General features: G+C 68.2%; 28 protein-coding genes and 1 riboswitch. Of the genes, 11 read left to right on the top strand and 17 right to left on the bottom strand.

The window, feature by feature from the left end; translation table 11 throughout:
- The first annotated feature begins 49 nt into the window (after positions 1-49).
- The 3 genes from AB0M15_RS35690 (at position 50) to AB0M15_RS35680 (ending at position 2401) form a co-directional block, all read left to right on the top strand.
- On the top strand, positions 50-568 hold the full coding sequence (locus AB0M15_RS35690) for a hypothetical protein (protein WP_363828957.1): 519 nt from the start codon (positions 50-52) through the stop codon (positions 566-568).
- Positions 555-1247 carry a hypothetical protein gene (locus AB0M15_RS35685; protein ID WP_363828953.1) on the top strand — a complete coding sequence of 231 codons (693 nt, stop codon included), beginning with the start codon at positions 555-557 and terminating at the stop codon, positions 1245-1247. The genes AB0M15_RS35690 and AB0M15_RS35685 overlap by 14 nt, the downstream gene beginning before the upstream one ends.
- Before the next feature lie 263 nt (positions 1248-1510).
- On the top strand, positions 1511-2401 hold the full coding sequence (locus AB0M15_RS35680; protein ID WP_363828947.1) for an aldose 1-epimerase family protein: 891 nt from the start codon (positions 1511-1513) through the stop codon (positions 2399-2401).
- Here the strand turns inward: AB0M15_RS35680 and AB0M15_RS35675 are convergent.
- From AB0M15_RS35675 to AB0M15_RS35665, 3 genes are read right to left on the bottom strand one after another with little or no spacing between them, the layout of a single operon-like run.
- Positions 2398-2853: a PH domain-containing protein gene (locus tag AB0M15_RS35675; protein WP_363828939.1), complete on the bottom strand. Its 456-nt coding sequence runs from the start codon at positions 2851-2853 to the stop codon at positions 2398-2400. The genes AB0M15_RS35680 and AB0M15_RS35675 overlap by 4 nt on opposite strands.
- A 5-nt stretch (positions 2854-2858) precedes the next feature.
- On the bottom strand, positions 2859-3704 hold the full coding sequence (hisG, locus tag AB0M15_RS35670; protein WP_363828933.1) for an ATP phosphoribosyltransferase: 846 nt from the start codon (positions 3702-3704) through the stop codon (positions 2859-2861).
- 45 nt (positions 3705-3749) lie between these two features.
- Positions 3750-4013 (bottom strand): phosphoribosyl-ATP diphosphatase, encoded by a 264-nt coding sequence (locus AB0M15_RS35665; protein WP_020390973.1) that lies wholly within the window; start codon positions 4011-4013, stop codon positions 3750-3752.
- Between the two features lie 89 nt (positions 4014-4102).
- Here AB0M15_RS35665 and AB0M15_RS35660 point away from each other — a divergent pair, with 89 nt between their 5' ends.
- Positions 4103-5077, top strand: coding sequence for a P1 family peptidase (locus AB0M15_RS35660; RefSeq protein WP_363828928.1), 975 nt, complete (start codon positions 4103-4105; stop codon positions 5075-5077).
- Here the strand turns inward: AB0M15_RS35660 and AB0M15_RS35655 are convergent.
- Complete coding sequence (locus tag AB0M15_RS35655) at positions 5040-6008, bottom strand: WYL domain-containing protein (protein ID WP_363828924.1); 969 nt, start codon at positions 6006-6008, stop codon at positions 5040-5042. The genes AB0M15_RS35660 and AB0M15_RS35655 overlap by 38 nt on opposite strands.
- Positions 6009-6070: 62 nt before the next feature.
- Between AB0M15_RS35655 and AB0M15_RS35650 the strand changes: the two genes are divergently transcribed.
- Positions 6071-7945: a hypothetical protein gene (locus AB0M15_RS35650; protein ID WP_363828918.1), complete on the top strand. Its 1875-nt coding sequence runs from the start codon at positions 6071-6073 to the stop codon at positions 7943-7945.
- A gap of 89 nt (positions 7946-8034) precedes the next feature.
- Here the strand turns inward: AB0M15_RS35650 and ribH are convergent, their stop codons facing one another.
- Genes ribH through ribD form a run of 5 tightly spaced genes read right to left on the bottom strand, consistent with a single transcriptional unit; the run spans position 8035 to position 12051 of the window.
- Positions 8035-8505 carry a 6,7-dimethyl-8-ribityllumazine synthase gene (gene ribH / locus AB0M15_RS35645; protein WP_363828909.1) on the bottom strand — a complete coding sequence of 157 codons (471 nt, stop codon included), beginning with the start codon at positions 8503-8505 and terminating at the stop codon, positions 8035-8037.
- On the bottom strand, positions 8505-9737 hold the full coding sequence (locus AB0M15_RS35640; protein ID WP_363828905.1) for a bifunctional 3,4-dihydroxy-2-butanone-4-phosphate synthase/GTP cyclohydrolase II: 1233 nt from the start codon (positions 9735-9737) through the stop codon (positions 8505-8507). Before AB0M15_RS35640 ends, ribH begins: the two co-directional genes overlap by 1 nt.
- Before the next feature lie 3 nt (positions 9738-9740).
- Entirely contained in the window at positions 9741-10418 is a 678-nt protein-coding gene (gene pnuC, locus AB0M15_RS35635; protein WP_363828900.1) for a nicotinamide riboside transporter PnuC, read from the bottom strand.
- On the bottom strand, positions 10415-11023 hold the full coding sequence (locus tag AB0M15_RS35630) for a riboflavin synthase (protein WP_363828897.1): 609 nt from the start codon (positions 11021-11023) through the stop codon (positions 10415-10417). Before AB0M15_RS35630 ends, pnuC begins: the two co-directional genes overlap by 4 nt.
- Entirely contained in the window at positions 11023-12051 is a 1029-nt protein-coding gene (gene ribD, locus AB0M15_RS35625; protein ID WP_363828892.1) for a bifunctional diaminohydroxyphosphoribosylaminopyrimidine deaminase/5-amino-6-(5-phosphoribosylamino)uracil reductase RibD, read from the bottom strand. Before ribD ends, AB0M15_RS35630 begins: the two co-directional genes overlap by 1 nt.
- A gap of 122 nt (positions 12052-12173) precedes the next feature.
- Positions 12174-12307, bottom strand: a riboswitch (FMN riboswitch).
- Between the two features lie 114 nt (positions 12308-12421).
- Between ribD and AB0M15_RS35620 the strand changes: the two genes are divergently transcribed.
- The 6 genes from AB0M15_RS35620 to AB0M15_RS35595 all read left to right on the top strand — a co-directional run bounded on the left by AB0M15_RS35620 (position 12422) and on the right by AB0M15_RS35595 (position 17084).
- Positions 12422-13345, top strand: coding sequence for a 2-dehydropantoate 2-reductase (locus AB0M15_RS35620; RefSeq protein WP_363828889.1), 924 nt, complete (start codon positions 12422-12424; stop codon positions 13343-13345).
- The gene (locus AB0M15_RS35615) at positions 13345-13890 is read left to right on the top strand and encodes an ABATE domain-containing protein (protein ID WP_363828886.1); all 546 of its coding nucleotides are present in this window, start codon (positions 13345-13347) and stop codon (positions 13888-13890) included. Before AB0M15_RS35620 ends, AB0M15_RS35615 begins: the two co-directional genes overlap by 1 nt.
- A gap of 127 nt (positions 13891-14017) precedes the next feature.
- On the top strand, positions 14018-14872 hold the full coding sequence (locus tag AB0M15_RS35610; RefSeq protein ID WP_363828883.1) for an ABC transporter substrate-binding protein: 855 nt from the start codon (positions 14018-14020) through the stop codon (positions 14870-14872).
- Positions 14872-15621: an amino acid ABC transporter permease gene (locus AB0M15_RS35605; protein ID WP_363828878.1), complete on the top strand. Its 750-nt coding sequence runs from the start codon at positions 14872-14874 to the stop codon at positions 15619-15621. Before AB0M15_RS35610 ends, AB0M15_RS35605 begins: the two co-directional genes overlap by 1 nt.
- The gene (locus tag AB0M15_RS35600; protein ID WP_363828875.1) at positions 15605-16348 is read left to right on the top strand and encodes an amino acid ABC transporter ATP-binding protein; all 744 of its coding nucleotides are present in this window, start codon (positions 15605-15607) and stop codon (positions 16346-16348) included. Before AB0M15_RS35605 ends, AB0M15_RS35600 begins: the two co-directional genes overlap by 17 nt.
- Positions 16349-16421: 73 nt before the next feature.
- On the top strand, positions 16422-17084 hold the full coding sequence (locus AB0M15_RS35595; protein ID WP_363828872.1) for a polysaccharide deacetylase family protein: 663 nt from the start codon (positions 16422-16424) through the stop codon (positions 17082-17084).
- Here the strand turns inward: AB0M15_RS35595 and AB0M15_RS35590 are convergent.
- From AB0M15_RS35590 to AB0M15_RS35555, 8 genes are all read right to left on the bottom strand, one after another.
- Positions 17081-17872: an HAD-IIA family hydrolase gene (locus AB0M15_RS35590; RefSeq protein ID WP_363828869.1), complete on the bottom strand. Its 792-nt coding sequence runs from the start codon at positions 17870-17872 to the stop codon at positions 17081-17083. The two genes, AB0M15_RS35595 and AB0M15_RS35590, sit on opposite strands and share 4 nt — an antisense overlap.
- Positions 17873-17930: 58 nt before the next feature.
- Positions 17931-18482: an Imm21 family immunity protein gene (locus AB0M15_RS35585; RefSeq protein ID WP_363828864.1), complete on the bottom strand. Its 552-nt coding sequence runs from the start codon at positions 18480-18482 to the stop codon at positions 17931-17933.
- A gap of 6 nt (positions 18483-18488) precedes the next feature.
- A complete protein-coding gene (gene rpe, locus AB0M15_RS35580) occupies positions 18489-19154 on the bottom strand; it encodes a ribulose-phosphate 3-epimerase (RefSeq protein WP_363828861.1) in 666 nt (221 codons plus the stop codon).
- Positions 19155-19191: 37 nt separating this feature from the next.
- Positions 19192-19911: a cobalt-precorrin-6A reductase gene (locus tag AB0M15_RS35575; RefSeq protein ID WP_363828858.1), complete on the bottom strand. Its 720-nt coding sequence runs from the start codon at positions 19909-19911 to the stop codon at positions 19192-19194.
- A gap of 84 nt (positions 19912-19995) precedes the next feature.
- Positions 19996-20739, bottom strand: a complete 744-nt coding sequence (cobM, locus tag AB0M15_RS35570; RefSeq protein WP_363828853.1) for a precorrin-4 C(11)-methyltransferase — start codon at positions 20737-20739, stop codon at positions 19996-19998.
- Positions 20736-22139 (bottom strand): precorrin-6y C5,15-methyltransferase (decarboxylating) subunit CbiE, encoded by a 1404-nt coding sequence (gene cbiE, locus AB0M15_RS35565; RefSeq protein WP_363828848.1) that lies wholly within the window; start codon positions 22137-22139, stop codon positions 20736-20738. The genes cobM and cbiE overlap by 4 nt, the downstream gene beginning before the upstream one ends.
- A complete protein-coding gene (locus AB0M15_RS35560; protein ID WP_363828845.1) occupies positions 22132-22533 on the bottom strand; it encodes a TIGR03618 family F420-dependent PPOX class oxidoreductase in 402 nt (133 codons plus the stop codon). Before AB0M15_RS35560 ends, cbiE begins: the two co-directional genes overlap by 8 nt.
- Positions 22534-22564: 31 nt before the next feature.
- The gene (locus tag AB0M15_RS35555) at positions 22565-26425 is read right to left on the bottom strand and encodes a hypothetical protein (RefSeq protein WP_363828842.1); all 3861 of its coding nucleotides are present in this window, start codon (positions 26423-26425) and stop codon (positions 22565-22567) included.
- Positions 26426-26476 lie beyond the last annotated feature (51 nt).

Genomic DNA, 26476 nt, shown 5'->3' with positions numbered 1-26476 from the left:
AGGGCCTTTCCCCCCTTGGATCCCTGCGGACTTGTGCGAGCCTGGAGATGTGCCTGACTTCAACGATCTGACGCTGCTGCCGTTCTGTGTCGGCCTCACGCTGCTCGGCCTGATCGGTTCGTGGGCCGCCTGGCGGCGCCGCGGACTCGCTTCGGGTGTCCGCGGCGTGGCTTGGTCGCTGCTCCCGGTCTCGCTGTACCTGACCGGGCTGCTCGAGCTGATCTGGGACGTGGTGAAGTCCGTGAGCAGCTGGATCACGCACCTGATCTTCTCCCCCACCGTGTGGGCCGGCGTGGCGCTGTTCGGCGTCTCGGTCGTGCTCTACGTCGTCTCCGGCTTGGCCAAGGGCCGGGGTGGGAACCGGGAGAAGGCACCCAAGCCCCAGTCGGCCACCCGGCCGGCCTCTGACGCGATCGGTGAACTGACCGCCAGCGGCCCTGCCCCGGCCACCGCCGGCGGGCCCGCCAAGACCCCGAAGCCCGCCAAGGCCCCCAAGGCGGCGAAGGGTCAGGAATCGTCGGAGTTCGACGAGATCGAGGACATCCTGAAACGCCATGGAATCAACTAATCGCCTGACCAGCGACCCCCTGACCACCCAGCCGGCGAGCACTCAGCCGGTGACCATCGACAGCCTGCTCGACCACGTCCAGGCGTCCCCCGCCCGGCTCGGCAAGACCCGGCTGATCGGCATCGACGGCCCGGCCGGATCCGGCAAGAGCACCCTGGCCGACCGCTTCGCCGCGCGTGCGGAGGCGCGCGGCCTGCGGACCCTGGTGCTCCACATGGACGACCTGTACGCCGGTTGGGACGGCGCAGTACAGGGTTTCGCGCTCCTGCGAGACCACGTGCTCACCCGCCTGGCCGACGGCCGCGAGGGACGGTACCGCCGCTACGACTGGGCAGCCGGCGCGTACGCGGAGCTGCACCTCGTGCCGGCGACCGTCGAGCTGCTGATCGTCGAAGGCGTCACGTCCTGCGACCGCGACGCCGACCGCTGGCAGTCGCTGAAGATCTGGATCGAGACGACCAACGAGGTACGCCTCGACCGCGGCATCGAACGTGACGGCGAGGCGCTGCGCGACCGCTGGCTGGACTGGATGCGCTGGGAGCGCGACCACTTCGCCACCGAGAACACCCGTTCCCGGGCCAACCTGGTCGTCGACGGCGACCCCACCCTCCCCCACGACCCAGACCTCGAACTCATCACCAAGTCGGTCAACCTCCCCCACGACTCGGCCGCCAGCTAACTCCCGCCGCCTCGGGCGATCCCGGCGTACCTGCCTCCTCGCTGCCTCGGGCTCACTCGCCTGCAGTTCTGCCGAACGCCTTGGCGATGGGAAATGTGTCCCGCTCGACAGGTAGTGCACCCCGAGACGCCGTACGCGAAAGCGCCGGCTGCGCTCAAGGTGCACTAGGCGGCGTGAGCTATGTCCTGTCGATCGGGACACATCGCCTCGCGAAACCTGGCGGGCAGCGTGGAGGCGGTCCGGGGTGCGGGAGGATGGGGCACATGAGCGTTCTGCCGTCGGGTGAGCAGTGGACCATTCGTGCCGGGGAGTACTCCGGGACCGTGGTGAGCGTGGGAGGTGGGTTGCGGGGGCTCTCGTACGCCGGCCGCGAAGTCCTCCTCGGCTATCCGGAGGACCAACCCGCCCGGGCCGGCATCGGCCAGCACCTGTTCCCGTGGCCGAACCGGATCACGGACGGGAAGTACACGTTCCAGGGCGTCGACCAGCAGCTGTACCTGACCGAGCCGGCCCGTCAGAACGCGATCCACGGGCTGACCCGCTGGGCGAACTGGGAGCGGGTCGACGACGGCAGCGACGAGGCGTACGTCGAGGTCGGCTACCGGTTGCACGGACAGCCGGGGTACCCGCACCAGCTGGACCTGACCCTCACGTACCAGCTCGATGCGACCAACGGTCTGACCGTCACGGCGACGGCGGTCAACGTGGGCGCCGGGGACGCGCCGTACGGGTATGGCACCCATCCCTACCTCACCGTCGGCCGGCAGATCGACGAGTGCGAGCTGGAGTTCACCGCCGCCGATTGGCTGGAGGTCACCCCTGACCGGCTGAGCCCGATCGGACTCGCGCCGGTCAGCGGATCGCAGTACGACTTCGGGCAGGCTCGCAAACTCCAGGACCTGGACATCGACAACGCCTTCACCAACCTGCCGGCCAGCTGGGAAGTCCGCCTGACCGACCCGGCGACCGGCAACTCGGCTCGGCTGACCAGCGACACCCGATGGATGCAGCTCTACACCGCCAACGCGATCGGTCGCGTCGGCCTGGCGGTCGAACCGATGACTTGCCCGCCGGACGCCTTCATCAGCGGCGACGACCTCGTCGTACTGAAGCCCGGCGACGAGCACTCGACCAGCTTCAGGGTGAGTATCTAGCCGGCTCCATGCGACCGGGCCACGGCCGCCAACTCCTTGGCGGCCCGGCCTGCCCGGGCGCCTTCGGAGGCCTGGACCGCGAGGATGCCCAGGCGGTTGCCTTCGGTGTCGAAGAGTTGCAGCCAGGGGTCGCCCGCGCGGAAACGCAACGCCTTCACGTCCTGCCACGGGTAGCGGTAGGTGCGGAAGACGTTGCGGACCCGCAGGCTGTCCTCGTACGCCGTGACACGAACCGTCGCCATCCGGTACAGCAGATAGAGCACCGTGCCGAAGAACGCGAGCAGGGTGAGTTGCTGGAAGAGGCTGAAGGTGCCGCGGGACTCGGGCGACAGCCGGACCCAGATCACCCCGAAGACGGCGACGATCGACAGTCCCATCACGCCGGCCATCACGGCGATGGCCCACGGATGGAACGTCCACAGCGCCTTGGCGGCCGGCGCCTTCGGGGTCATCGCGGTCAGATCCGGCAGGCGTGGATGTCGGTGGTCAGGATCGCGCGCGCCCCGACCTCCCAGAGCTGGTCCATGATCCGCTGTGCGTCGGCTCGGAGCACCATCACCCGGACGGCGACCCAGCCCTCCCGATGAAGCGGCGAGACCGTCGGCGATTCCAGGCCGGGCGCGACCGCGTTCGCGGCCTCGACGGCTTCGGCGCGGATGTCGTAGTCCATCATCACGTAGTTGCGCGCGACCAGGACGCCTTCCAGCCGGCGGACGAGCTGCTCCAGCCCGGCCGGCTTCTCGACGCCGTGGCGGCGGATCAGCACCGCCTCGGACTTGAGGATCACGTCGCCGAACACCTCGAGGCCGGCCTGGCGGAGCGTGGTACCGGTCTCGACGACGTCGGCGATCACGTCGGCGACACCGAGCTGTACCGCGGACTCGACCGCGCCGTCGAGCTTGACCACGGACGCCTCGACGCCGTTCTCGGCCAGGTGGTCGCCGAGGATGCCGGCGAAGCTGGTGGCGATCCGCTTGCCCTGCAGGTCCTTGACCGACTGCGCCACGCCCGGCCGGCCGGCGAACCGGAAGGTCGAGCCGCCGAAGCCGAGCTCGAGAATGGTGTCGGCGTCGGCGTGCGAGTCGAGCACCAGGTCGCGGCCGGAGATGCCGACATCGAGGGTGCCCTCACCGACGTACACGGCGATGTCGCGCGGGCGCAGGTAGTAGAACTCGACGCCGTTGTCCGGGTCGGTCAGCGACAGGTCCTTGGTGGTCCGGCGCTGCCGGTAGCCCGCCTCGGACAGGATGGAGGTGGCGGCTTCGCTCAGCGAGCCTTTGTTGGGTACTGCGACGCGCAGCATGACTTGGGCCAATCTGTGGGAGGTGAACCGGATCTGTGGGTGCTCCTACAGATGTCGGTACACGTCGTCGAGGCTCAGGCCGAGCGCGTGCATCATCACCTGCGCGTGGTAGAGCAGCTGGCTCAGCTCCTCCGCGGCCCGCTCCTTGCCCTCGTGCTCGGCGGCCATCCAGGACTCGGCGGCCTCCTCGACCAGCTTCTTCCCGATCGTGTGCACGCCGGCATCCAGCGCGGCCACCGTGCCGGAGCCCTCCGGCCGGGTCAGCGCCTTCTCGCCCAACTCGGCGAACAACTCGTCAAAGGTCTTCATCGCCCCACCAGCCTAGAGGTCCCCCACCATCAGGTAGCGATCAGGTCTCGCTCCCCGGACTTTCCGGGTGCTCCAGCAGGATGGGTCCTATGAGAATTCGTTCCTTGGGAGTGACGCCAGGCACTCTGCCGACCGGTCGGCTGAATGCGATCACCGACGTCCCTGGTGTGCTGGTCGGCCACGCGACGTTGGCGACCGGGCCGGTGAATACGGGGGTTACCGCGATCGTGCCTGATCGGTACGCCGATGGGCTGCCGGCCGCGATTGCTGTCGGCAACGGGTACGGGAAGCTGGTCGGGTCGACGCAGGTGGATGAGCTCGGTGTGCTGGAGACGCCGGTGCTGCTGACCGGAACCCTCTCGGTGTTCCGGGTTGCCGACGCCCTGCTCACCTGGCTGATGGACCGGGATCCGTCGGCGATCAGCCTCAATCCGGTCGTCGGTGAGACCAACGACGGCTACCTGTCGGACATCCGCTCCCGGCCGGTCACCGCGGAACACGTCTTCGCGGCGCTCGACTCCGCCTCCGCGGACCTTCCTGCTGAGGGCAACGTTGGAGCGGGGACCGGCACAGTGGCGCTCGGTTTCAAGGCTGGGATCGGTACGTCGTCTCGTCGCGTCGCAGGAGGGGTGGTCGGGGTGTTGGTGCAGGCGAACTTCTCGGGGACTTTGACGGTGCTGGGGACGCCGGTCGTGCCGCCGGTGGAGATGCCTGTGCCGGAGGGGAATTCTTGTGTGATCGTCGTGGCGACCGATCTGGCTGTCGATGCGCGGCAGTTGGGGCGGGTGGCTCGGCGGGCGGTGTTCGCGATGGGGCGGGTCGGGTCGGACTTCTCACCGGGGAGTGGGGACTATGCGATCGCGTTCAGCACAAGCAAGGCGGCGGCGATGCGGGAGTACGAGTTGAAGGAGGTGTTCCAGGCGACGATGGAAGCGGTGGAAGAAGCGCTGCTCAACTCGTTGACCATGGCGGCGACGGTTACCGGGTACAACGGGCACACGCAGTACGCGGTGCCGCATGAGCTGATCAGTAGAGGGCTGCGACCGACTCCGCCAACTGCTTGAGCTCGGCGCGTAGCTCCGGAGGTTCTAAGACTTCGAGCAGGTTGCCGTAGCGGATCAGGCCGGTTGCAGCGTTGGGGATGGACTCGATCGGGACCGCGACGGTGATGCTGCCGTCGGCGGCGGGCTCCGCGCCGGTGTCGGCGATCGCCTTCAGGAGCAGGGTTGCCGAAAGGTCGGCGAGCCCGGCGACCAGGCGAGCGGAGATCCGCACCACCGCTTCGCCGGTGAAGCGTTCGGACTCGAAGCGGTCGAGGTGTTCCTGCCAGCGCTGCGCCAGGTCGAAGCCATCCGGCCGCGTGAAGACCTCGTCGGTGGGGGCGAGTTGCAAGATGTTGGAGACGCGGTACGTCCGCGCCCCACCGGGCGCCGCCGCGACGACGTACCAGGTGCCGTTCTTCAGGACGAGCCCGTACGGTTCGAGCGTCCGCTCGACCTCGCGCGGCGCCTCCCACCGGCGATAGAGCACCTTGATCCGCCGATCCTCCATCACCGCTGACGCGACGGCGGCCAGGTACGGCGACTCCTCGGCATCCCGGTACCACGCGGGCATGTCGAGGTGGAAGCGATTCTTCAGCCGCCCAGCCCGATCCCGCTGATCCGGCGCGAGCGCGGCCAGCAGCTTCAACTCGGCCGAACTCGTCTGCTCGGTCAGCCCCAGCGCCGCCGCCGGCCCGGGCATCCCGACCAGGAACAGCGCGGCCGCCTCGCCTTCGTTCAGCCCGGTCAGCTTGGTCCGGTACCCGTCGACCAGCCGGTACCCGCCCGCGCGCCCCTGATCGGCATAAACCGGTACGCCGGCCGCCGCGAGTGCCTCGACATCGCGGTAGATCGTCCGGAGCGACACCTCGAGCTCAGCAGCGAGCTCCCGCGCGGTCAGCTGCCGCCGCGTCTGCAGCAGCAGAAGGATCTGGAGGAGCCGGCTCGAGCGCATGATTCGAGGTTAGCCGTAATCACTGACACTCACTGGCAGGTATACACGCCAGGCTCTAGGACATGAGCACAAACGAGTTCGACTTCCTCAACGGCCACTTCGACGTCGCCCACCGCGTCCTCACCCCGGCCGGCGACTGGAACGAGTTCGCCGGCACGCACACCGGCCGCACCCATCACGCCGGCGCAGTCAGCGTCGACGAGGCGCGATTCCCGGGCAAAGCGGCGTACGGGATGTCACTTCGCCTGTACGACCCGGCTGAGAAGGTCTGGACGATCTACTGGGTCAGCAGCAAGACCGGCAAGCTCCAGCCGCCGGTGCGCGGCGGCTGGTCGGACGGCGTCTGCACCCTGTACGGCGAGGACGACCTCGGCGACCGGATGATCCCCGTCCGGCTGCGCTGGTCCGACGTCACGGACGACACCGCGCACTGGGAGCAGGCGTACTCCGAGGACGGCGGCGAGACCTGGCAGACGAACTGGACGATGGACTTCACCCGGCGGTCGACCGAACCGCCGCCCATCGACACCCCCAAGGTCACCGGTGACTTCGACTTCTTCGTCGGCTCCTGGAAGGTGCAGCATCGCCAGCTCCTCGCCCCGCTGACCGGCAGCGACGAGTGGCGTGAATACCCGGGCACGGCCGAGGCGTACACGCTGTTCAACGGCGCCGTCTGCATCGACGAGACCTTCTTCCCGACCGAGGACTTCGACGGGATGACTGTTCGCCTGTACGACGTGGAGGCCGGCGCGTGGGCGATCTACTGGATCAACAGCAAGCGCGGCGTGCTGGAGCCGCCCGTGTACGGCGGCTTCGGGGCTGATGGCGTCGGCATCCTCGAAGGCCCGGACACACATGACGGGCAGCCGGTGGACGTCCGGTTCCGGTGGACGAAGGGCGACGTACCGGTCTGGGAGCAGTTCTTCTCCGTCGACGGCGGCGCGTCCTGGGAGAGCAACTGGTCGATGACGTTCACCCGGATGTTCCCCAAGGTGACCAGCGACTTCGACTTCCTCAACGGGTACTTCGATGTGCAGCACCGGACTCTGGGCAAGGTGTTCGTCGGCAGCGACGACTGGCAGAGCTACGAGGGCACGTGTACCGCGCGGACCCATTTCGACGGCGCGCTCAGCATCGACGAGATGCAGTTCCCGGGCAAGGCGTCGTACGGGATGTCGGTGCGGCTGTTCGACCCGGAATCGCGGGAATGGACCATCTACTGGATCAACAGTTCGACGATGGAGCTCTATCCGCCGGTCAAGGGCCGCTGGGCCGAGGACGGCAAGTCCTGCTGGCTGACCGGCGAGGAGGAGCTCGACGGCAAGCCGATCCTGGTCAGCTACGCCTGGTCCGACATCACCGAGACGACCGCGCACTGGGAGCAGTCCTTCTCCGAGGACGGGGGTGAGACCTGGGAGGTGAACTGGACGATGGACTTCACCCGGCGCTCGACCGAGCCGCCGCGGGTCGACATCCCCAAGCCCAGCAGCGATTTCGACTTCCTGGTTGGCGAGTGGGACATGCACAACGAACGCCGCCGGCCCGCACTGGGCGAGCCCGCGTCGTGGTACCAGGTCGAGTCGAAGATGAAGGTCTACTCGTACTTCGACGGCGCAATCAGCTTCGACGAAGGCTGGTTCCCGACCGAAGGCTTCCGCGGCGCGACCCTACGGCTCTACAACCCCACGGCCGGGACCTGGTCCATCCACTGGATCAACAGCCTGCGCGGCACCCTCGAAACCCCGGTGATCGGTGCCTTCGGCAACGACGGCCGAGGCGTCTTCGAAGGCCCCGACGAGTGGAACGGTCAACCGATCGACGTCCGCTTCGTCTGGACCCCCGGCACCACCCACGCCGCCTGGGAACAACTCTTCTCCACCGACAACGGCGAGACCTGGGTGAGCAACTGGAAGATGCGCCACACCCGCACCGCCTGAACCGGTGACCTTGAACACCAAGCGGCGACCTTGAACAGGTTATTACTTGTTCAAGGTCGCCAGATGGTGTTCAAGGTCGCCGCTGCTGGCTAGAGGGAGCGGGTGGCGACGAGGGTTGCCAGGGCTGCTTGGGCGGACTCGTAGCCCTTGTCTTCGCGGCTGTCCGGGAGGCCGGCGCGGTCGAGGGCTTGCGGGTCGTTGTCGCAGGTCAGCAGGCCGAAACCGACCGGTACGCCGGTCTCGACCGCGACCCGCATCAGCCCGTCGGTCGCCGCCTGGCAGACGTACTCGAAGTGCGGGGTGTCACCACGAATCACCACCCCGAGCGCGACCACCACGTCGTACCCGGCCTTGGCCGCATGCAACGCCGCGACCGGCAGCTCGAACGACCCGGGCACCCGGATCACCTTGAAATCGGTCACTCCCGAGTCGGCCAAAGCCCGCTCGGCGCCCGCGACGAGCGAGTCGGTGACCTTCGGGTGCCACTGCGCCGCGACGACCGCGACGCGCACTCCCTCAGCCTGTGGGATCTCGATGGTGGGTGCTCCACTGCCCGACATCAAACGGCTCCGTTCTCGTCAGTGCCGGTGGGCAGGTGGTGGCCCATCCGGTCGCGCTTGGTCGACAGGTACCGCAGGTTGTGCTCGGTCGGGTCGATCGTGATGCCCCGGCGCTCGACCACGTCGATGCCGTAGCCCTGCACGCCCGACAGCTTGGCCGGGTTGTTCGTCAGCAGCTTCACCGAGGTGATCCCCAGGTCGGCCAGGATCTGCGCGCCGGTCCCGTAGTCGCGGGCGTCGGCCGGCAGTCCGAGATCCAGGTTGGCGTCGACCGTGTCCCGGCCGGCGTCCTGCAGCTCGTACGCCTGCAGCTTGTGCAGCAGTCCGATGCCACGTCCTTCGTGCCCACGGAGGTACACGACGACGCCGCCCTCGGCCGCCACCTGGCGCATCGCCTCGTCGAGCTGCGGACCACAGTCACACCGTTGCGAGCCGAACACGTCACCCGTCAGGCACTCCGAGTGCAGCCGAACCAGCACCGGCCCATCACCGATCTCGCCACGGACGAGCGCCAGCTGCTCGGTACCGTCGATCGTGTTCCGGTAGCCGTGGGCAACGAAATCGCCGTACTGCGTCGGCAGTGTCGTCGTCGCCACCCGCTGGATCTGGCTCTCGGTCCTGCGGCGGTACCGGATCAGGTCCTCGATCGAGACGAGCACCAGCCCGTGCTCGTCGGCGAACGTCCGCAGGTCTCCCCCACGCTTCATCGTGCCGTCGTCGTTGACCAGTTCGGCGATCACCGCCGCCGGACGCATCCCGGCGAGCCGGGCGAGATCCAGCGACGCCTCGGTGTGGCCGGGACGTACCAGCACGCCGCCCTCGCGCGCCCGCAGCGGAAAGATGTGGCCCGGCTGCACCAGGTCGTACGACTCGGAAGCCGAGTCGGCGAGCACGCGAATGGTGCGCGCCCGGTCCGCCGCCGAGATGCCGGTCGTCACGTTGTCGCGGGCATCCACCGAGATCGTGTACGCCGTCCGCAGCCGCTCGCGGTTGTGCGGCGTCATCAACGGGATGCCGAGCCGGTCGAGCTCGGCCGCCTCCATCGGGACGCAGACCACGCCGGAGCTGTACCGGATCAGGAACGCCAGCAGCTCCGGCGTCGCCTTGGAGGCCGCGAAGATCAGGTCGCCCTCGTTCTCGCGGTCCTCGTCGTCGACCACGATCACCGGCCGTCCGGCCCGGATCTCGTCGATCGCATGCTCGATCGTGTCGAGCTTCAGTACCTCACCCATCGGTCAGCCCACCGTCACTGGCTCAGGAGTGGCCGCAGCCGACTCACGATTCTGGATCCGCCACCATGAGACGAATCCGAGGACACAGAAGAGCCCGTAGACGACGTACATCGTCGCGGACGGGTAGAACTTCGCCTGCACGAGCAGCGGTACGCCGACCACGTCGACGGCGATCCAGATCAGCCAGAACTCGACGTACCCACGCGCCATCCCGTATGTCGCCAGGATCGACCCGGTCAGGATCCACGCGTCCCACTGCGGTCCCCACGAGCCGAGCGCCTTCAGCACCGGGTAGGCGATCGCGTAGAGCACCACGCCAACACCCAGCAGCTCGAGACGCTGGCGGGTCGTCGCCCACTTCGGTTGCACGCCCGTCGCGGCGCCGCCGTGGCGGGTCTGGTACCACCGGTACCAGCCGTAGAGGCTCACGAGCGCGAAGAAGACCTGCCGCCCGGCCTGACCCCAGAGGTCCTTGTCCTGCGGGGTGTCGAACAGCCCGCCGACGAAAACCGTGAACAGCAAGACGTTGCCGATGATGCCCACCGGCCAGGCCGAGACCAGCCGGCGCATCCCGAACAGCGCACTGGCCAGCCCGAACACGTTGCCGACGATCTCGCGAACCAGGACCGGTGAGCCACCGATCGTGACCTGGGAGTGCAGCAACCAGTCGAAGAAATTCATTCCTTGCCTCCAGCAACTAGCAACCGCTCGACGTACTTGGCGATCACGTCGACCTCGAGGTTCACGGTGTCGCCGATCTTGTTCGTCCCGAGCACGGTCAGCTCGAGCGTGGTGGGGATCAGGCTGATCCCGAAGGTGCCGGTGCTGTCGTCCACATCGGTCACGGTGAGGGAGACGCCGTCGACGGCGATCGAGCCCTTCTCGGCGACGTACCGGAGAATCTCCGCGGGCGCCGCGATCCGGACCACCTCCCAGTGCTCCGCAGGCTCGCGGCTCGCGATCGTGCCGGTGCCGTCGACGTGCCCCTGGACGATGTGTCCACCGAGCCTGGCGTGGGCGGTGACCGCGCGCTCCAGGTTCACCCGGGAGCCCTTCTCGACCCCGCCGAGGCTGGTGCGCTGCAGCGTCTCGCGCATCACATCCGCCGTGAACGTGCCATCGCCGTGCTCGATCACCGTGAGGCAACAGCCGTTCACCGAGATCGAGTCGCCGTGGCCGGCGTCCTCGGTCACCTTCGGCCCACGGATGGTCAGCCTGGCGGCGTCGCCGTCCAGCAGGTCGAGCGCTTCGACCGTACCGAGCTCTTCGATGATTCCGGTGAACACTATTTCCCTCCCAGGGGAGTCAGGGTGAGGCGGACGTCGTCGCCGAGGCGGGTGACGTCCGCAAGGTTGAAGCGTTTGAGGTGGCTGATCGATTCCGCGCCCAGGTCGCCGATGGCGGAGAAGCCGGAGCCGAGCAGCGCCGGAGCGACGTACGCGACGATCTGGTCGACCCAGCCGGCCCGCAGGAACGCGGCCGCGAGCGTCGGGCCGCCTTCGAGCCAGAGGTGCCGGATCTGGTGGTCGTCCAGCTGGCGGAGTACCTCGGCGGGGTCGTGGGTGGGGAGGATGAGGGTCTCGGCGCGGTCGTTGCGGACCTTCGCGGTGAGTGGGATGTCGCGGTCGCCGACGACGACACGTAGCGGCTGCCTGGCCGCCGGGCGGTCCTGCTCGTCGCGGACGGTCAGCTCGGGGTCGTCGGTGAGTACGGTCTGGGTGCCGACCGCGATCGCGTCGCACTCGGCGCGCTTCTTGTGCACGTCGGCGCGGGCGAGCGGGCCGGTGATCCATTTGCTCGAGCGGTCCTTGGCGGCTGAGCGCCCGTCGAGAGTGGTGGCGAACTTCCAGGTGACGAACGGGCGGCCCTGGCGGACGCTGTGCAGCCAGACATGGTTGACGGCTTCGGCCTCGTCCTGCAGCACACCTTGTTCGACCCGGATGTTCTTGGCCTGGAGCTTCTCGGCACCGCCGGCTGCCTGCTTGTTCGGGTCCGGTACGGCGTACACGACCCTGGCGACGCCGGCCGCAATGAGTGCGTCCGAGCACGGCCCGGTCCGGCCGGTGTGGTTGCACGGCTCGAGCGTCACGTACGCCGTACCGCCGCGAGCGCGATCCCCGGCCATCCGGAGCGCCTCTACCTCCGCGTGCGGACCGCCCGGGTAGGCGTGGAAGCCCTCGCCGACCGGATGCCCGTCACGGCCGGTGATGACACAACCGACGACCGGGTTCGGATGGGTGCTGCCGACGCCACGCGCGGCGAGCTCGACGGCACGGCGCATCCAGGCGATGTCGATCGGCGAAGCGTTCTTCACTGACAGGTCCCTCGTCGTCACGGACGCACACCGGGGCCATGACAACCGGCGCACGCGCGGACCCGACGCCTGCGAAAACGGCTCGCTTCAGCCGTGCTCGGACGCCGGAGCGCACCCGCCGACCGCGTGCGCCTCCCATCCGGACTTTCACCGTCGGTCCTGGAATTCCACCAGGTCAACCGGCCGAGATGTTGCTTCGACCGGGTCGCGGACTATAACCGCCGGCTCGGAATTACACCGACCCCGGAGCACGCGAGTGGGTTCACTCGTACTACGAGTGTGCCACGGCCCGGAAACCCCGCCACGATCTGGGTCACATCCTGATACCCGGCACTTGTTGTTACCGGTTTGATCAGTAACATCCGTGAGTATGACGATCAAGGTGGCTGTGCTGGGTGCGGGTGGCGTCGGTGGGTACTTCGGGGGGCGGCTGGCTCAGGCCGGGCACGATGTCCGGTTTGTCGCGCGCGGCGAGCACCTGGCGGCCCTGCATACGAGCGGTCTGACGGTCGAGAGCGTTGCGGGTGACTTCGCGCTGGAGACGGTGGTGGCGACGGACGATCCGGCGGAGATCGGGGAGGTCGACTATGTGCTGCTGGGGGTGAAGACCTGGCAGCTCGAAGGGGCGATTGCTTCGCTGGGGCCGCTGGTGGGGCCGGATACCGCGGTGGTGACGACGCAGAACGGGGTGGAGGCACCGCAGCAGGTGGCGGATGTCGTCGGGCGGGAGTCGGTGCTTCCGGGCGCGGTCGAGGTGGTCGCGTTTCTCGATGGGCCAGGGCGGGTCCGGCATATCGGCGGGCTGGGCAAACTCACGTTCAACGAGTGGGACAACCAAGGGAGCGAGCGGGTCGAGCGGCTGCGGGAGGCGCTGCAGGAGGCGGGGCTGACCGCGGTCGTTCCGGCTGATGTCTGGGTCGCGCTCTGGAGCAAGTTTCTGGCGCTCGGATCGTTCGGGGCGGTCGCGACGCTCGCCGATTCGCCGTACGGGGTACTGCGCAGTCGCCCGGGCATCCGGCACCTGATCGTCGACAGCATGAACGAGATCAAGCAGGTCGCGAAGGCAACCGGCGTCGAACTGCCGGGCGACGCCGTCGACAACACGCTCGCGTTTCTCGACACCTTGCCCGAGGCGGGCACGACCTCGTTGCAGCGTGACATCAACGCCGGGAAGCCGTCCGAACTGGAGGCGTGGACCGGCGCTGTCGTCAGGCTCGGGCGCGCGACGGGGACGCCGACTCCGATCAACGACATCCTGTACGAGCTGACGAGCGCGCGCACCCGGGCGAGCTGATGACCGCCGCGTTCCCCTTCGTCGGCGGGCGGATCGCGCTCAACTTCGTCGGTACGCTCGGCAAGCGGAGTACGGAGCAGCTCGAACGCCTCCGTACTCCGGAAGACCTCACGCGCTGGGTGGAGCTGGCCGGCCTGGGGTCGATCTCCACCGACGAGGCTGATCTGGAAGCAGCCCGCGTACTACGGGAAGCCCTGTACACGTTGACGCTGGCAACCCTCGACCGAGCCCCCCTCCGCCGAGCGGACGTCGAACTGGTCAACGAATGGGCGGCCCGCGAAACCCCCGCCCCGGCCCTCAAGATCCGCGCCGATGCCCTACGGCGGAGCGACCCCCAGCCATCCGCTTCCGAAGTATTGGCTGTCGTCGCGCGTGACGGGATCGAGCTGCTGTCCGGTCCTGAGTCGGATTCGATCCGTGAGTGCGAAGACCCGGCCTGCACTCTGCTGTTCGTCGACAGCAGCCGTGGCCGTCGGCGTCGATGGTGCTCGATGAGCAGCTGCGGCGCCCGCGCCAAGATGCGCACCCTCCGCTCCGCCCACTGAGCGACGCTAATACCACGAACCAAGTGGACATTCCGCCGCCGTCTCACCGGGTGTCAGCTGGGAATGAGCCACCGCGCGACGGCGTTACGGTCGGTTGCCTCAATCAACTTGTTCTAAGGAGACACCTGTGCGCGCCACCAGCGCCTTCCGCCGTCTTGCCGCCATCGGTTCTGCCGTCACACTGATGGTCGCGCTCGTCGCGTGTGGTAGTGATGACAAGTCCGATGCCTCCGGCCCCGATCTGGGTCTGCTCCAGAAGGGCACGCTGCGGATCGGTACGCTCACCGACGCGCCGCCGAACGTGTACGTCAAGGACGGCAAGTTCACCGGCTTCGACAACGACCTGATCACCGCGGTCGCGGCGAAGCTGAACCTCGAGCCCGAGTTCGTCGGGACCGACTTCTCGGCGCTGCTCTCGCAGGTCAACGGCGGCCAGTTCGACCTCGGCAGCTCGTCGATCACGATCACCGAGGCGCGCAAGAAGACGGTTGCCTTCAGCAATGGCTACGACTTCGGCTACCTCGGGCTGAACACCACCAAGAGCTCCGGCATCACGAAGTTCGACCAGCTCGACGGCAAGCGCGTGGTCGTCGTCCAGGGCACCGTGCAGGACGACTACGCGACCCAGAAGAACCTGAACCCGGTCCGCGTCCCGAACTACAACGCGGCCGTCGGCCAGCTGAAGGCCGGTACCGCGGACGCCTGGATCTCCCCCGCCGAGATCGGCGAGAAGATGGCCAAGGAGCAGGGCGGTGGTGTGGTCGTCCTGGCCGCCAAGGAGCTCAGTTCCGCGCCGACCGCGTTCGCCGTGGCCAAGAGCAACGACAAGCTGCGCGAGGCGGTCAACAAGGCGCTCGACGAGGTCATCGCCGACGGCACCTGGACCAAGCTCGTCGAGCAGTACTACCCCGGCCGCGCCGTACCGGCGACCTTCAAGCCTGGTAGCGGGACCGTCAAGTTCACCGCCCCCGCAGCTAGCTGATGGACATCTGGTCCACCCTGAACGACACCTTCCTCGACTGGGGGTCGATGAAGGCAGTCCTGCCCGAGATGCTGAAGGTCGGGCTGGTCAACACCCTCATCTTCGCGGCCGCCTCGGTCGTGCTGGGCACTGTGCTCGGCATGATCGTGGCGGTGATGGGGCTGTCCCGCAAATGGTGGCTGCGCTGGCCGGCGAAGATCTACACGGACATCTTCCGCGGCCTGCCGGCGATCCTCACCATCCTGCTGATCGGCCAGGGACTGTCCCCGATCACCCGGCACTGGTGGGGCCCGAACCCTTACCCGCTGGGAATCCTCGCGCTGTCGCTGATCGCGGCGGCGTACATCGGCGAGATCTTCCGCTCCGGCATCCAGAGCGTGGAGAAGGGTCAGCTCGAGGCGGCGCGAGCGCTCGGCTTCAGCCACAGCTCCGGCATGTGGCTGGTCGTCATCCCGCAAGGCGTTCGCCGGGTGCTGCCCGCGCTGGTGAACCAGTTCATCGCCTTGATCAAGGAATCGAGCCTGGTGTACTTCCTGGGCCTGCTCGCCAGCCAGCGGGAGCTGTTCCGGATCGGCCAGGACGCCGCCGCGACCAACGGCAACCTGTCGCCACTGCTGCTGGCCGGCATCTTCTACCTGATCATCACCGTGCCGTTGACCCACCTGGTCAACTACTTCGACAAGCGGCTGCGTGAAGGCCGTCCCGCCGATCTCGAGGTCGAGGAGCTCGCCCATGCCGACATTCGTTGAGGCCGCGGCGAGCCTGGAGCTCACCGGCATCGAGCTTGCCTTCGGCAAGAACAAGGTACTGCGCGGAGTCGACCTCGCCGTGCCGGCCGGGAAGACCGCCTGCGTGATCGGGCCGTCCGGCTCCGGCAAGTCGACGTTGCTACGGGCAACCAACCGGCTGCTCGAGCCGGCGGCCGGCGACATCAAGCTCGGCGGTGAGTCGGTACTGCGGAGCAACCCGGACGAGTTGCGGCGGCGGATCGGGATGGTGTTCCAGCACTTCAACCTGTTCCCGCACAAGACGGTGCTGGAGAACATCACCCTGCCGCTGCGCAAGATCAAGAAGCTGACCGCCGACGGCGCGGTCGAGGCAGCGCGGGTGCAGCTCGAACTGGTCGGGCTGAAGGAGAAGGAGTCGGCGCGGCCGGGCAACCTCTCCGGCGGCCAGCAGCAACGGGTCGCGATCGCTCGCGCGCTGGCGATGAAGCCCGAGGTGATGCTGTTCGACGAGGCGACTTCGGCGCTTGACCCTGAGCTGGTGAAGGGGGTCCTCGGGCTGATGGCCGACCTCGCCGGGGCGGGGATGACGATGATCGTGGTGACTCACGAGATGGGGTTCGCTCGCCAGGTGGCCGACCAGGTGGCGTTCATGGATCGCGGGGTCGTGGTCGAGTCCGGCGTACCGGAGAAGCTGTTCACGGCGGCGGAGTCGCCGCGGTTGCAGCAGTTCCTTTCGCAGGTGCTATAGCCAAACCCGGCCGGGCGGCGGATGGTGGAGCTACACACACCTGGGGGTTCGGATGGCTGCCTGGTCCAGTCGGATGACCCACTTGCTGCTGGCCTTCGGCCTGATCGCCGTGCTGGGGATCACGCCGGCGTACCGGTCCCAGGTGCCCGCGCCCGCTCCCCGGAGCGCGGTGGCGGCGAAGTACGTGTACCTCACGTTCGACGATGGGCCGGGGCCGACGTACACGCCGCAGGTCCTCGCGATCCTGCGGCGGTACGGGGTGAAGGCGACGTTCTTCGAGATCGGTCAGAACGTGCGGAAGTACCCGTCCGTCACCCGCAAGGTCCACCTGCAAGGTCACAGCGTCCAGAACCACACCTATTCGCATCCGGATCTGCGAAAGGTGTCGGCGGCAACTTTCCGGTCGCAGGTGCAGAGCGCGGATCGCTACATCCGGGCGCAGACCAAGGTCCAACCGCGCTGCCTCAGGCCGCCGTACGGCGGGGTGAACCCCACCGTCAGACGACGAGCGGCCGCCCTCGGCAAGACGATCCGGTTGTGGACCGTGGATCCGCGGGACTGGTCCCGGCCGGGCACGTCCATCATCACGCGACGCGTGCTGTCGTCGGTCCGCAACGGCTCGACCATCCTGCTGCACGACGGCGGCGGCAACCGAAGCCAGACGGTCGCCGCCCTCCCGACTATCCTGCGGACCCTCAAGGCACGCGGCTACACCTTCCGGCTGGTGCCTTGCTAGGACAGTGAGGCGATCAGCGGTACGACGTCTGCGATCGACTCGACGATGCGGGTCGGACGGTACGGGAAGCGCTCGACCTCGTGCTCGCCCGTCGAGCCGGACAGGACGAGGATGCTGCGCAGGCCGGCTTCGAGGCCGCTGATGATGTCGGTGTCCATCCGGTCGCCGATCATCACCGAGGTCTCGGAGTGCGCCTCGATCCGGTTCAGGGCGCTGCGCATCATCAACGGATTCGGCTTGCCGACGAAGTACGGCGCGACCCCGGTCGCCCGCGTGATCAGCGCTGCGACCGACCCGGTGGCCGGCAACGGCCCTTCGGTCGAGGGCCCGGTCGGATCCGGGTTGGTCGCCAGGAACCGCGCCCCGTCGGCAATCAGCCGGATCGCCCGGGTGATCGCCTCGAACGAGTACGTCCGCGTCTCCCCCAGTACGACGTAGTCCGGCGCCCGCTCGGTCAACACATACCCGACCTCGTGCAGCGCCGTCGTCAACCCGGCCTCACCGATCACATACGCCGTACCGCCCGGCCGCTGGTCGTCGAGGAACTGAGCCGTCGCCAACGCCGAGGTCCAGATCGCCTGCTCCGGAACATCGATGCCCCCGGCAAGCAACCGGGCCCGCAGATCCCGCGGCGTGAAGATCGAGTTGTTCGTCAGTACCAAAAACTTCTTCCCCGAAGCCTGCAACGACGCAATGAACTCACTCGCCCCCGGAATAGCCCGCTCCTCATGCACGAGCACCCCATCCATATCCGTCAACCAGCTCTCAACCGGCTTGTGCTCACTCATCCCTGCACTCCTCAGCTAGACACCGGCAACCACTTCGCATCGTAGACGAGCCGATCCCTCAGACCGTCGAAAGTCGCACCACGCCTACCCACGGGTCCACGTCTCCGGTGACATGGACGGCGCTCACCCGCCACTGCCCGGCCGCCAGCAGTACGGGAGCCTCGGACGGGACGCCGCCGGTCACATACGGAACACCGAGGTCGGCTCCGGCGTTGGCCGAGTCCATCAGCACCGTAGGACCGTCCGTCGTCCAGACACCGCAATCGGTCCAGTCCGTGTCCTCGCCGACGATCAGCGCCTTGGCCGCCTCGAACAGCTCCGCCTCGGAATCGGCCCCTAGCCACCGTACGAAGGCCATGTACTCGGCGAGGTAGCAGGTAGTCGCGGGCTCGTCCCCCAACACCAGCGCTTGGTGATCGGCGACTGCGATCACACCGGCCAACTCGTCGACCCCGCAGGCGCGGTCGTAGTCGTCGACGGTGGAACTGTCGCCTGCGATCGTCCCGTGGAGTGTGGAGCCGCGCCAGCTGCCTAGCGCGGACACCGGTACGACGATGAGCGGGCCGCCCATGGATTCGACCCACGCCGTGTCGTGCTCACCGGCCGGCATGTGGGGTCAGTGGGTGGTGACGTCGGTGGCGAGGGTGCGGAGTTTCTCGACCATGGTGTTGGGGTCGTCGGCGTTGTAGACGGCTGAGCCGGCTACGAAGACGTCGGCGCCGGCTTCGGCGCAGCGTTCGATGGTTTCGGTGGAGATGCCACCGTCGATCTCGATCCAGAGGTCGAGGCCGTGCTTGGCGGCCAGGTCGCGGGTGCGGCGGATCTTGGGGACGCAGACGTCGAGGAACTTCTGGCCGCCGAAGCCGGGCTCCACCGTCATGATCAGGATCATGTCGAACTCGGCGAGGATGTCCTCGTAGGGCTCGATCGGGGTGGCGGGCTTGAGCGCCATCGCGGCGCGGGCGCCCTTGGCGCGAATCTCGCGGGCGGTGCGGATCGGGGCGCGGCAGGCTTCGATGTGGAAGGTGACGCTCGACGCGCCGGCCTCGACGTAGCCGGGGGCCCAGCGGTCCGGGTCCTCGATCATCAGGTGGCAGTCGAGCGGTTGCGCGGCGGCCTTGGCGAGCGACTCGACGATGGGCAGCCCCAGCGTCAGGTTCGGGACGAAGTGGTTGTCCATCACGTCCACGTGCAGCCAGTCGGCGTTCGACACCGCCGCGGCTTCGTCAGCCAGGTGGGCGAAGTCGGCAGTCAGGATGCTCGGCGCGATCTGGATTCCCATGAAACGACAATCTACCGGCGCCGCTCACCGCAGCTGATCACCTGGTCAGCCAGGCCTGTACCTCGGCTGCGGTCTCCACGGTCGCGACACCCGTGGGGAGGGGCGGACGCTCGATCAGTACGACTGGGATGCCCAGGTCGCGGGCGGCTGTCAGCTTGGCGGCGGTCATGTTGCCGCCGCTGTTCTTGGTGACCAGTACGTCGATCCGCCGCGACTGCAATAGCTCTCGCTCGCCCGCCAACTCGTATGGCCCACGATCCAGCAGTAGCTCGCACCAGGTGGGGAGCGGCTCCGGCGGGTCTACGCAGCGGGCCAGGGTCCATAGGCCGGTGTCGGTGAAGGCGGCTAGGCCCTGGCGGCCGATGGTGAGGAAGACTCGTTGGCCGAGCGTGGGCAGGACGGCTGCAGCGGTCGCGGCGTCGGGGGTCCGGTGCCAGATGTCGCCGGGCTGCTCGTGCCAGCCGGGGCGACGTAGTACAAGCAGGGGGAGGTTGAGGGCGCTGGTGGCTGCTATTGCGTGGGCAGTCATCGTGGCGGCGAAGGGGTGCGTCGCATCGACCACCGCCTCGATCCGGTGCTCGACCAGCCAAGCGGTGAGCCCCTCTACCCCGCCAAAACCGCCCTGCCGCACCTCCCCCACCGGCAACCGCGCCTCCCCGGTCCGCCCGGCCAGCGATGACACCACGTCATGCTCCGCCGCCAGTACGTCCGCCAGCCGCCGCGCGTCGCCAGTACCGCCGAGCAGCAAGACCTTCATCGGAACAAGCCCACCCGGAGCGGGCGCGGCCGGAGCAGGCCCGGCGGGAGCAGGCCCGGCCGGAGCAGGCGTGCGTGGTGGTGGTCAGGCACGGTGTCGGGTGGTTGAGTAGAGGTGGCTGTCGCGGAAAGCTGTTGCTGCGAGCACCTTGCCGACGAGGATGACGGCGGTGCGGCGGATGTCTGCGGCGTGGACCTGGGCGGCGATGTCGGCGAGGGTGCCGCGGAGAATGACCTCGTCGTCGCGAGAGGCGCGGGCTACTACAGCGACCGGGCAGTCGGCGCCGTAGTTGGGGGTCAGTTCGTCGACGACCCGGTCGATCTGCTGGACGGCCAGGTGCAGGACGAGGGTCGCCTGGCTTGCGCCGAGGGTGGCGAGGTCTTCGCCGGGTGGCATCGCGGTGGCTCGGCCGTCGATGCGGGTGAGGATGACGGTTTGGCCGACCTCGGGGACTGTGAGTTCACGGGCCAGGGAGGCGGCGGCTGCTGCGTACGCCGGTACGCCGGGCGTCACGTCGTACGGGATCTCCAAGGCGTCGAGCCGGCGCATCTGCTCGGCCATGGCGCTGAAGACGGAGGGGTCGCCGGAGTGGAGTCGGGCCACGTCGGCGCCGGACTCGTGGGCGGTGGTGAGTTCCGCGATGATCTGGTCGAGGTTCAGCTCGGCCGTGTCGACCTTGCGGGCGCCGGGCGGACAGTGGTCGAGGAGTTCGAGCGGGACCAGCGCACCGGCGTACAGGCAGACCGGTGAGGCGGCGATCAGATCGCGGCCCCGCACGGTGATCAGGTCGGCGGCACCTGGCCCCGCGCCGATGAAGTGCACTGTCATTTGGTGAGGCTCCAGATGGTGACGGGCATTGCGGGGCGCCAGCCGGTCATGGTGCCTACGGCGGATGCTCGTTGGACCGCTAGGCGGACCAGGTCGCCGCCCAGTTCGGCGTACCAGCGGGCGATCAGGGCCTCGGTCTCCAGGGTGACGCCGTTGACGACTAGCCGGCCGCCGGGGCGTAGGGCCTCCCAGCAGGTGTCGATGACTCCGGGGATAGTGGCGCCGCCGCCAACGAAGACGGCGTTGGGTGCCTCGAGGCCTTCTAGGGCAGTGGGTGCGGAGCCGACGACGGTGCGGACGGCGACTCCGAGCGTTGTGGCGTTGCGGTCGAGGCGTTTGGCGCGGTCGGGGTCCTGTTCGATCGCGACCGCGCGGCAGCTCGGGTGATGTCGCAGCCACTCGATCGCGATGCTGCCCGCGCCGCCGCCGACATCCCACAGCAGCTGCCCCGGTACGGGCGCCAGCCGCGACAGCGTCACCGCGCGGACCTCGCGCTTGGTCAACTGCCCGTCACTCTCGTACGCCGAATCAGGCAACCCCGGCGTCGTCGACAACAACTCCACCCCGTCGTCCGCCTCGCAGAGCACCCCGATGACGTTGAGCGCGTCGACCTCGCCGCTCCATTCGTCTGCCCTGGTACTACGTACGCGCTCGTCCCCCGACCCCAACTGCTCGAGCACCGTGAACGCGCTCCCGCCGTACCCGCGCTGGACCAGCAACTCCGCGACCTCGGCCGGCGTCTGCGCACCCCAACTCAAGATGACGAGCCGGCGCCCCGGCTGAACATGAGGCTGGACCAGCTCCAGCGGATGTCCGACCAAGCTGACCACCTGCACCTGATCCTGCGGCCACCCCAACCGAGCACAAGCCAACGAAACACTCGACGGATGCGGAATCACCCGCACCGCCTCCGCCCCCAGCATCCGCGTCAACGTCGTCCCGATCCCATGAAACGTCGGATCCCCACTAGCCAACACACAAATCCTTCGCCCCCGATGGGTCGCCAACAACCCAGTCAAAGACTCCGACAACGGCGAAGTCCACGCCACCCGCACCTGCCCGCCGCTCGCAGCGCCTTCGGCGCCGCTCGCGGAGAGAGGAGGGCGCACTCGGGCCCCGCCCTCCCGGCGGGTGGAGCTGGAGCCATCGCCCGGGCGGGTGGAGCTGGAGCCATCGCCCGGGCGGGCGGTGCCGGAGCCGTCGCCCGGGCGAGCAGCGCTAGAGCCGTCGCCCGGGTGGGTGGTGGCGGATGGGTCGGCGGCCGGGGTGGTGGGGATGAGGGCTAGTTGGCGGGTGCTGCCGAGGAGGACTTCGGCTGTTGTGATGGCTTGTTGGGCTAGTGGGGAGAGGCCGGGCCAGCCGTCGGCGCCGATGCCTACGACGGTGAGGGGGTCAGGCATTGCCGAGGACCTTGGTGATGGTGATTTCGACGGCTACCCGGAGTGGGTTCTCGCGGGGTTGCTTGTAGCGCTCGGCGTACCGGCGTACTGCGTCGGCGACGGCTTCGGGGGCGGCGTTGACCACCGCCCGGCCTTCCAGCGTCGACCAGCGCCGGCCGTCGACCTGGGTGACGGCGACGGCAGCGCCCTCCGCGCCGGCCGCACGGATCAAGCGAGCCTTCTGTGAGGTACCTGAGCAGATCACCCGCGCGATCCCCGTCTTCACATCCAGCGTCACCCCGACCGGCGTCGCGTGGACAGTCCCGTCCGCGCGCACCGTGCTGAGCACACACAGATGCCGCTCGGTCCAGAAGTCCACAAACGCCCCGGACCGTCCACTCAGCGCCAGTTCCACCCCGTGATCGTAGACGGGAGCCCCGGCGGGGTCAGGCAGCCACCGTGTACGTCTTGGTGACAGCCCGCCCCGACGCGTGCCCAGTCCGCCCACAAGTGACAGCGGCGTACACAGCCTTCTTGCCCATTGCAGTGGTCAGCACCAGGCTCGACTTGATACCACCAGCAACCGCCTTGCCAGCCGAGTACCACTGATACCTGTACGACGTACACGCCGGCGCCCAAGTCCCTGGAGACACAGTGAGCGCCTTCCCCACCTTTACCGTCCCCTTGAGCACCGGCAACACCTTGGCCACCGGTGCCAGCCCAGCAGCCACCACTACCCCAGCCGACGTGGCCGACGCACTCGTAGACCCCGCCCGCGACGCAGTAACCGTGATACTCAACTTGTGCCCCACCACGGCCGCCACCGGCGTGTAGGTAGCCGCCGTAGCACCCGAGATGACAGCACCGTCGTTCCGCCACTGGTAGCGGTATGAAGTAGCCGCAGGCGACCACTTCCCCGGCGTCGACTTCACCACAGCCCCCACCCGCACAGGCCCAACCACAGTCGGCGCAGCAGTCACCACCAACGCCTTGGCCCCAACAGTGAACGCCTTGGCCACCGTCACCGTCTCCCCAGCAAACGACCCCACAGCAAGCGTCCGAACCCCAGGAGCCGCACCAGCCAGATTCACCGTCACCGTGGCCTTCGTCCGATCAGCCGACACGGTCTTGACCACCCCAGCAATCGCCGGCAACCCCGAAGCAGTCAACCGCACGACGTCCTTGAGGTGCAGCGACTTCCCCGTCACAGTCAGCGTCGCCGTAGTACCAGCGGCCGCCGTAGCCGGAGTCACGCCGATCACCCCGAAGACAGCACCACCGCACAAGGGCATCTCGCAGCCGGCACTGAGCCTGTACTTCACCGATGTCGACTTGTCCTCCGGAAGGCTCAGCACGATGATCTGGTTCCAGCTGGGCGTGCTCCAGCCGTAACAGCTGAAGCCCCCTTGGCCATCGCCGAACGAGTTGCAGTTCTCGCCGTTGGCACTCCCGATGCCCGTGACGAGCAGCTCAGGCCCGCCACTGGCCAGATTCACCGCCTGGCCGGTCAACTGCTTGTTGCTGACCATCGGGAAGCTCGTACAGGTAGCAGTCTTGGCGGTCGTCAGCTCTCCGGTGAGTGGCCCGAATCCGTACCCGCTGTTGGCTACCTTCGTGCACTCGGCTGCCGGCCCAGCCGCAGTGGCGACCTTGAAGGCCTCGAGTTTGTAGGCCGCTCCCGGAACCACAGCTCCGGCCTGCTGGACGATCACCTGGTACGACGTGAGCCCGGTCGCCACGCAGTTCACGCCACCACTGGCGTGGCAGGCGTCCTCCCCGTCGGGGCCTAGGACCACCGCGCCGATGTTGCCGGTAGCGTCGCGGGTATTCACCAGGAACTTGTCAGTGGTCGCGCCGGTGAGCTTGTAGCAGCGCACCTGTGTCCGGTCGATGGTGCCGCTCGCAGCGGTCGCCCCGACCACCGTCGAGCCAATAGCGCCGCACCCCTTCGCTCCAGCCGTGACATCGCGGCGCACAGCCTGGTACGACGACGTTGCGTCGGATCCCACCACATAGGCCCGGTAGTCGCTGCCGGCATCGAATCGGCAGAACCTGCGCTCGTCCGCACTCTGGTAGGAGGCGCACTGCTGCCGGCCGGCGCTGTCCAGCACGAAGACCCGTGCGGTTCCCGCGCCGGCGGTGCGGCTGAACTGCACGATCTCTTGCGCGCTGTGCCCACTGGCCGGAATGGTCAGACAGGCCGCGAAGCGATCCGGCCGCAACGCCAGTGAGACGCCACCGGGCGTGGTGAAGTCCCCTTGCGGGAACGTCGTACAACCGGTCGTCTCGTCGATCCGCGGCATGGTGAAGGCGTAGCTGGACGGGTTCTGGTTCTGCCGGGGCGTGAGCAGCGCCCGGAAGGGCGCCGTACCGGTCAGCTTGCACGGGTTGTCGTCCGTCCCACGCAGACAGAGCTCCGCACCTGTCGCGTCGAGCACCACTCCCGAGGTCAGGTCGGCACCGGACGGCTCGATCGGCAACAGGAGCGCACCAGCCGGCGCGTTCAGCTGCACACAGTCGAACTGCGCGAAGCTGGTCATAGTGCCTCGCACGGGCGTGAAGGCATCAGCCGGTTGCGGCACACAGCCTTCGGTCGAGGTGACCGGGAACGCGGCGATCCGCGCTGTCTGCGGGGTCACGACGAAGTACTGGCCGGCCGGCAGCGAGCACCGGGCGAGATTCTCGCAGGCGTGCAGCCCGTCGGTCCCGTACGCCGGCTTGCGCTGCGTGACCTCGTCTCCCTGAGTCAGCCCCGATTCGATCATGTACGTGGCCGGAGTCGTCACGGTCAGCTCGCGGCACCGGCTACCGGCCGGACCTGCGGGCGGCGCCACTCCGAACTTCGTCAGCGCCAGCGGCGCACAACCACTGGCATTCGTGAGCCTGCCGAAGTCCAGCTGGTACTCACCGCTGTCGGAGTTCCCCGTCGACAGCAACCGGTAAGGCCCGGTGCCTTCGAGGACGCATTCCTGCTGACCCCAGGACCGCTCACAGGTGACCAGTCCGTCCCGGTCCACGACGCGGACGCTGACCGGATCCCCGGACTGGATCAGCAGCCGGTCTCCGGTCGTTGCCTTGATCGGCTGGCAGTCGAGCTGGAGAGCGACCGTGTTGGGCTTGGTGAGCACCGGGAGGTTCCAGTCGGTGCCCACCTCCGGCGCACATCCACGCAGGTCCCGCAGCGCGATCACCGAGGCCCCGTAGGTGAGTGCCCGGTCGCGATAGTTGCCGATCTCCAGCAGATAGCTACCGTCGACCGGAATCTCGCAGGAATCCCGGGCAGTGGCATTGGCACACAGCGATTGCCCGGCGTGGTCGTACAAGGAGAAGGTGACCAGATCGCCGAAGCCACCCGCCTCGGAGTACGTCCGGATCGCATGCCGGCCGGCCGACAGCGTCACCGATCGGCAGGTCGTCGCCTCGGGCGCCAGGGCGCCGTTGACGGACGCGGTACCGGGTGTCCCGAAAGGTGCAACGGCGAGTGCCGGGCACCCGGTCGCGTCGTTCAGCTTGGCCAGCCGCAAGGTGTACGCGGTCTGGCCCTCCCGCGGCTGCAGCACGAAGGCGCGGTACGGCCCCGCGCCGGTCATCGTGCAACTGGTCGGCTGATAGAACCTCGAGCCGCAGACCTCGGCACCGCCGGCGTCGTAGATCGTGACGATCTCGGTACCGCCGCCGATCTGCACGATGTCGTCGGTCGCGCCGGCGAACTCGTAGCAGTCCCCGACCATCGTCGGCGCGAGGTCACCGGTACGACCGGGTGCCGTCGGCGACAGGTCGGCCGGGCTCAACGGCGTACAGGCCGAGGAGCGGATCGAGGCGACCGACAACGTGTAGGCCGACGGCCCGTCGCTGTCGATCGTGATCCGGTACGTCCCGGCTTCGCCGACCGCGCACTCGCGTGCCTCCGTCTCTGGACCGAACAGGCACTGCGAGCCGTCAGGAGCGGTCAGGTGGCCGAGGATCCGCGCATCCGGGTTCTCTTCCGACATCCGGAACAGCAGCCGGTCTGGTGCCTCCAGGCTGGGCAGCGTGTAGGCGTGCTCCTGCCCGTCCTCGATTCCGGCACAGGAGACGACCGTGTACCAGCTGAGCGCTCCGCCGCACGCGGCCGTGGTCTTGGCGGCCGGCTTGGGTCGGGCCGCCGCTTCGGCCGATGCGGGAGAGGACGCCGATGGCGTCGCTACCGCACTCGTTGCCGTGAGCAAGGAGCTGGTCAGAGCCAGCAGGACGGTGACCATCAAGGCGGTCAGTGTGCTGCGCTGCCCGGATCCGGGCATGCGGCGGCGGACGTGCTTGCTGGTCAAAGGTCCTCCCAAGAATGCTCACCCCGAGCGCGGCGAGCGTACCAGCGCTCG

The sequence above is a fragment of the Kribbella sp. NPDC051718 genome (assembly GCF_040681515.1).
GTDB lineage: Bacteria > Actinomycetota > Actinomycetes > Propionibacteriales > Kribbellaceae > Kribbella.
This window is presented reverse-complemented; position numbering and strand designations above follow the sequence as displayed.

Coding starts and splice junctions, on each gene's coding strand:
- AB0M15_RS35600 (WP_363828875.1), top strand. CDS start 15,605: ATGCCGACATTCGTTGAGGCCGCGGCGAGCCTGGAGCTCACCGGCATC.
- AB0M15_RS35640 (WP_363828905.1), bottom strand. CDS start 9,737: ATGGGTGAGGTACTGAAGCTCGACACGATCGAGCATGCGATCGACGAG.
- cobM (WP_363828853.1), bottom strand. CDS start 20,739: ATGACAGTGCACTTCATCGGCGCGGGGCCAGGTGCCGCCGACCTGATC.
- AB0M15_RS35655 (WP_363828924.1), bottom strand. CDS start 6,008: ATGCGCTCGAGCCGGCTCCTCCAGATCCTTCTGCTGCTGCAGACGCGG.
- AB0M15_RS35660 (WP_363828928.1), top strand. CDS start 4,103: ATGAGAATTCGTTCCTTGGGAGTGACGCCAGGCACTCTGCCGACCGGT.
- AB0M15_RS35680 (WP_363828947.1), top strand. CDS start 1,511: ATGAGCGTTCTGCCGTCGGGTGAGCAGTGGACCATTCGTGCCGGGGAG.
- rpe (WP_363828861.1), bottom strand. CDS start 19,154: ATGGGAATCCAGATCGCGCCGAGCATCCTGACTGCCGACTTCGCCCAC.
- AB0M15_RS35595 (WP_363828872.1), top strand. CDS start 16,422: ATGACCCACTTGCTGCTGGCCTTCGGCCTGATCGCCGTGCTGGGGATC.
- pnuC (WP_363828900.1), bottom strand. CDS start 10,418: ATGAATTTCTTCGACTGGTTGCTGCACTCCCAGGTCACGATCGGTGGC.
- AB0M15_RS35685 (WP_363828953.1), top strand. CDS start 555: ATGGAATCAACTAATCGCCTGACCAGCGACCCCCTGACCACCCAGCCG.
- AB0M15_RS35585 (WP_363828864.1), bottom strand. CDS start 18,482: ATGCCGGCCGGTGAGCACGACACGGCGTGGGTCGAATCCATGGGCGGC.
- AB0M15_RS35615 (WP_363828886.1), top strand. CDS start 13,345: ATGACCGCCGCGTTCCCCTTCGTCGGCGGGCGGATCGCGCTCAACTTC.
- AB0M15_RS35590 (WP_363828869.1), bottom strand. CDS start 17,872: ATGAGTGAGCACAAGCCGGTTGAGAGCTGGTTGACGGATATGGATGGG.
- cbiE (WP_363828848.1), bottom strand. CDS start 22,139: ATGCCTGACCCCCTCACCGTCGTAGGCATCGGCGCCGACGGCTGGCCC.
- AB0M15_RS35650 (WP_363828918.1), top strand. CDS start 6,071: ATGAGCACAAACGAGTTCGACTTCCTCAACGGCCACTTCGACGTCGCC.
- AB0M15_RS35675 (WP_363828939.1), bottom strand. CDS start 2,853: ATGACCCCGAAGGCGCCGGCCGCCAAGGCGCTGTGGACGTTCCATCCG.
- ribH (WP_363828909.1), bottom strand. CDS start 8,505: ATGTCGGGCAGTGGAGCACCCACCATCGAGATCCCACAGGCTGAGGGA.
- AB0M15_RS35620 (WP_363828889.1), top strand. CDS start 12,422: ATGACGATCAAGGTGGCTGTGCTGGGTGCGGGTGGCGTCGGTGGGTAC.
- hisG (WP_363828933.1), bottom strand. CDS start 3,704: ATGCTGCGCGTCGCAGTACCCAACAAAGGCTCGCTGAGCGAAGCCGCC.
- AB0M15_RS35665 (WP_020390973.1), bottom strand. CDS start 4,013: ATGAAGACCTTTGACGAGTTGTTCGCCGAGTTGGGCGAGAAGGCGCTG.
- AB0M15_RS35575 (WP_363828858.1), bottom strand. CDS start 19,911: ATGAAGGTCTTGCTGCTCGGCGGTACTGGCGACGCGCGGCGGCTGGCG.
- AB0M15_RS35605 (WP_363828878.1), top strand. CDS start 14,872: ATGGACATCTGGTCCACCCTGAACGACACCTTCCTCGACTGGGGGTCG.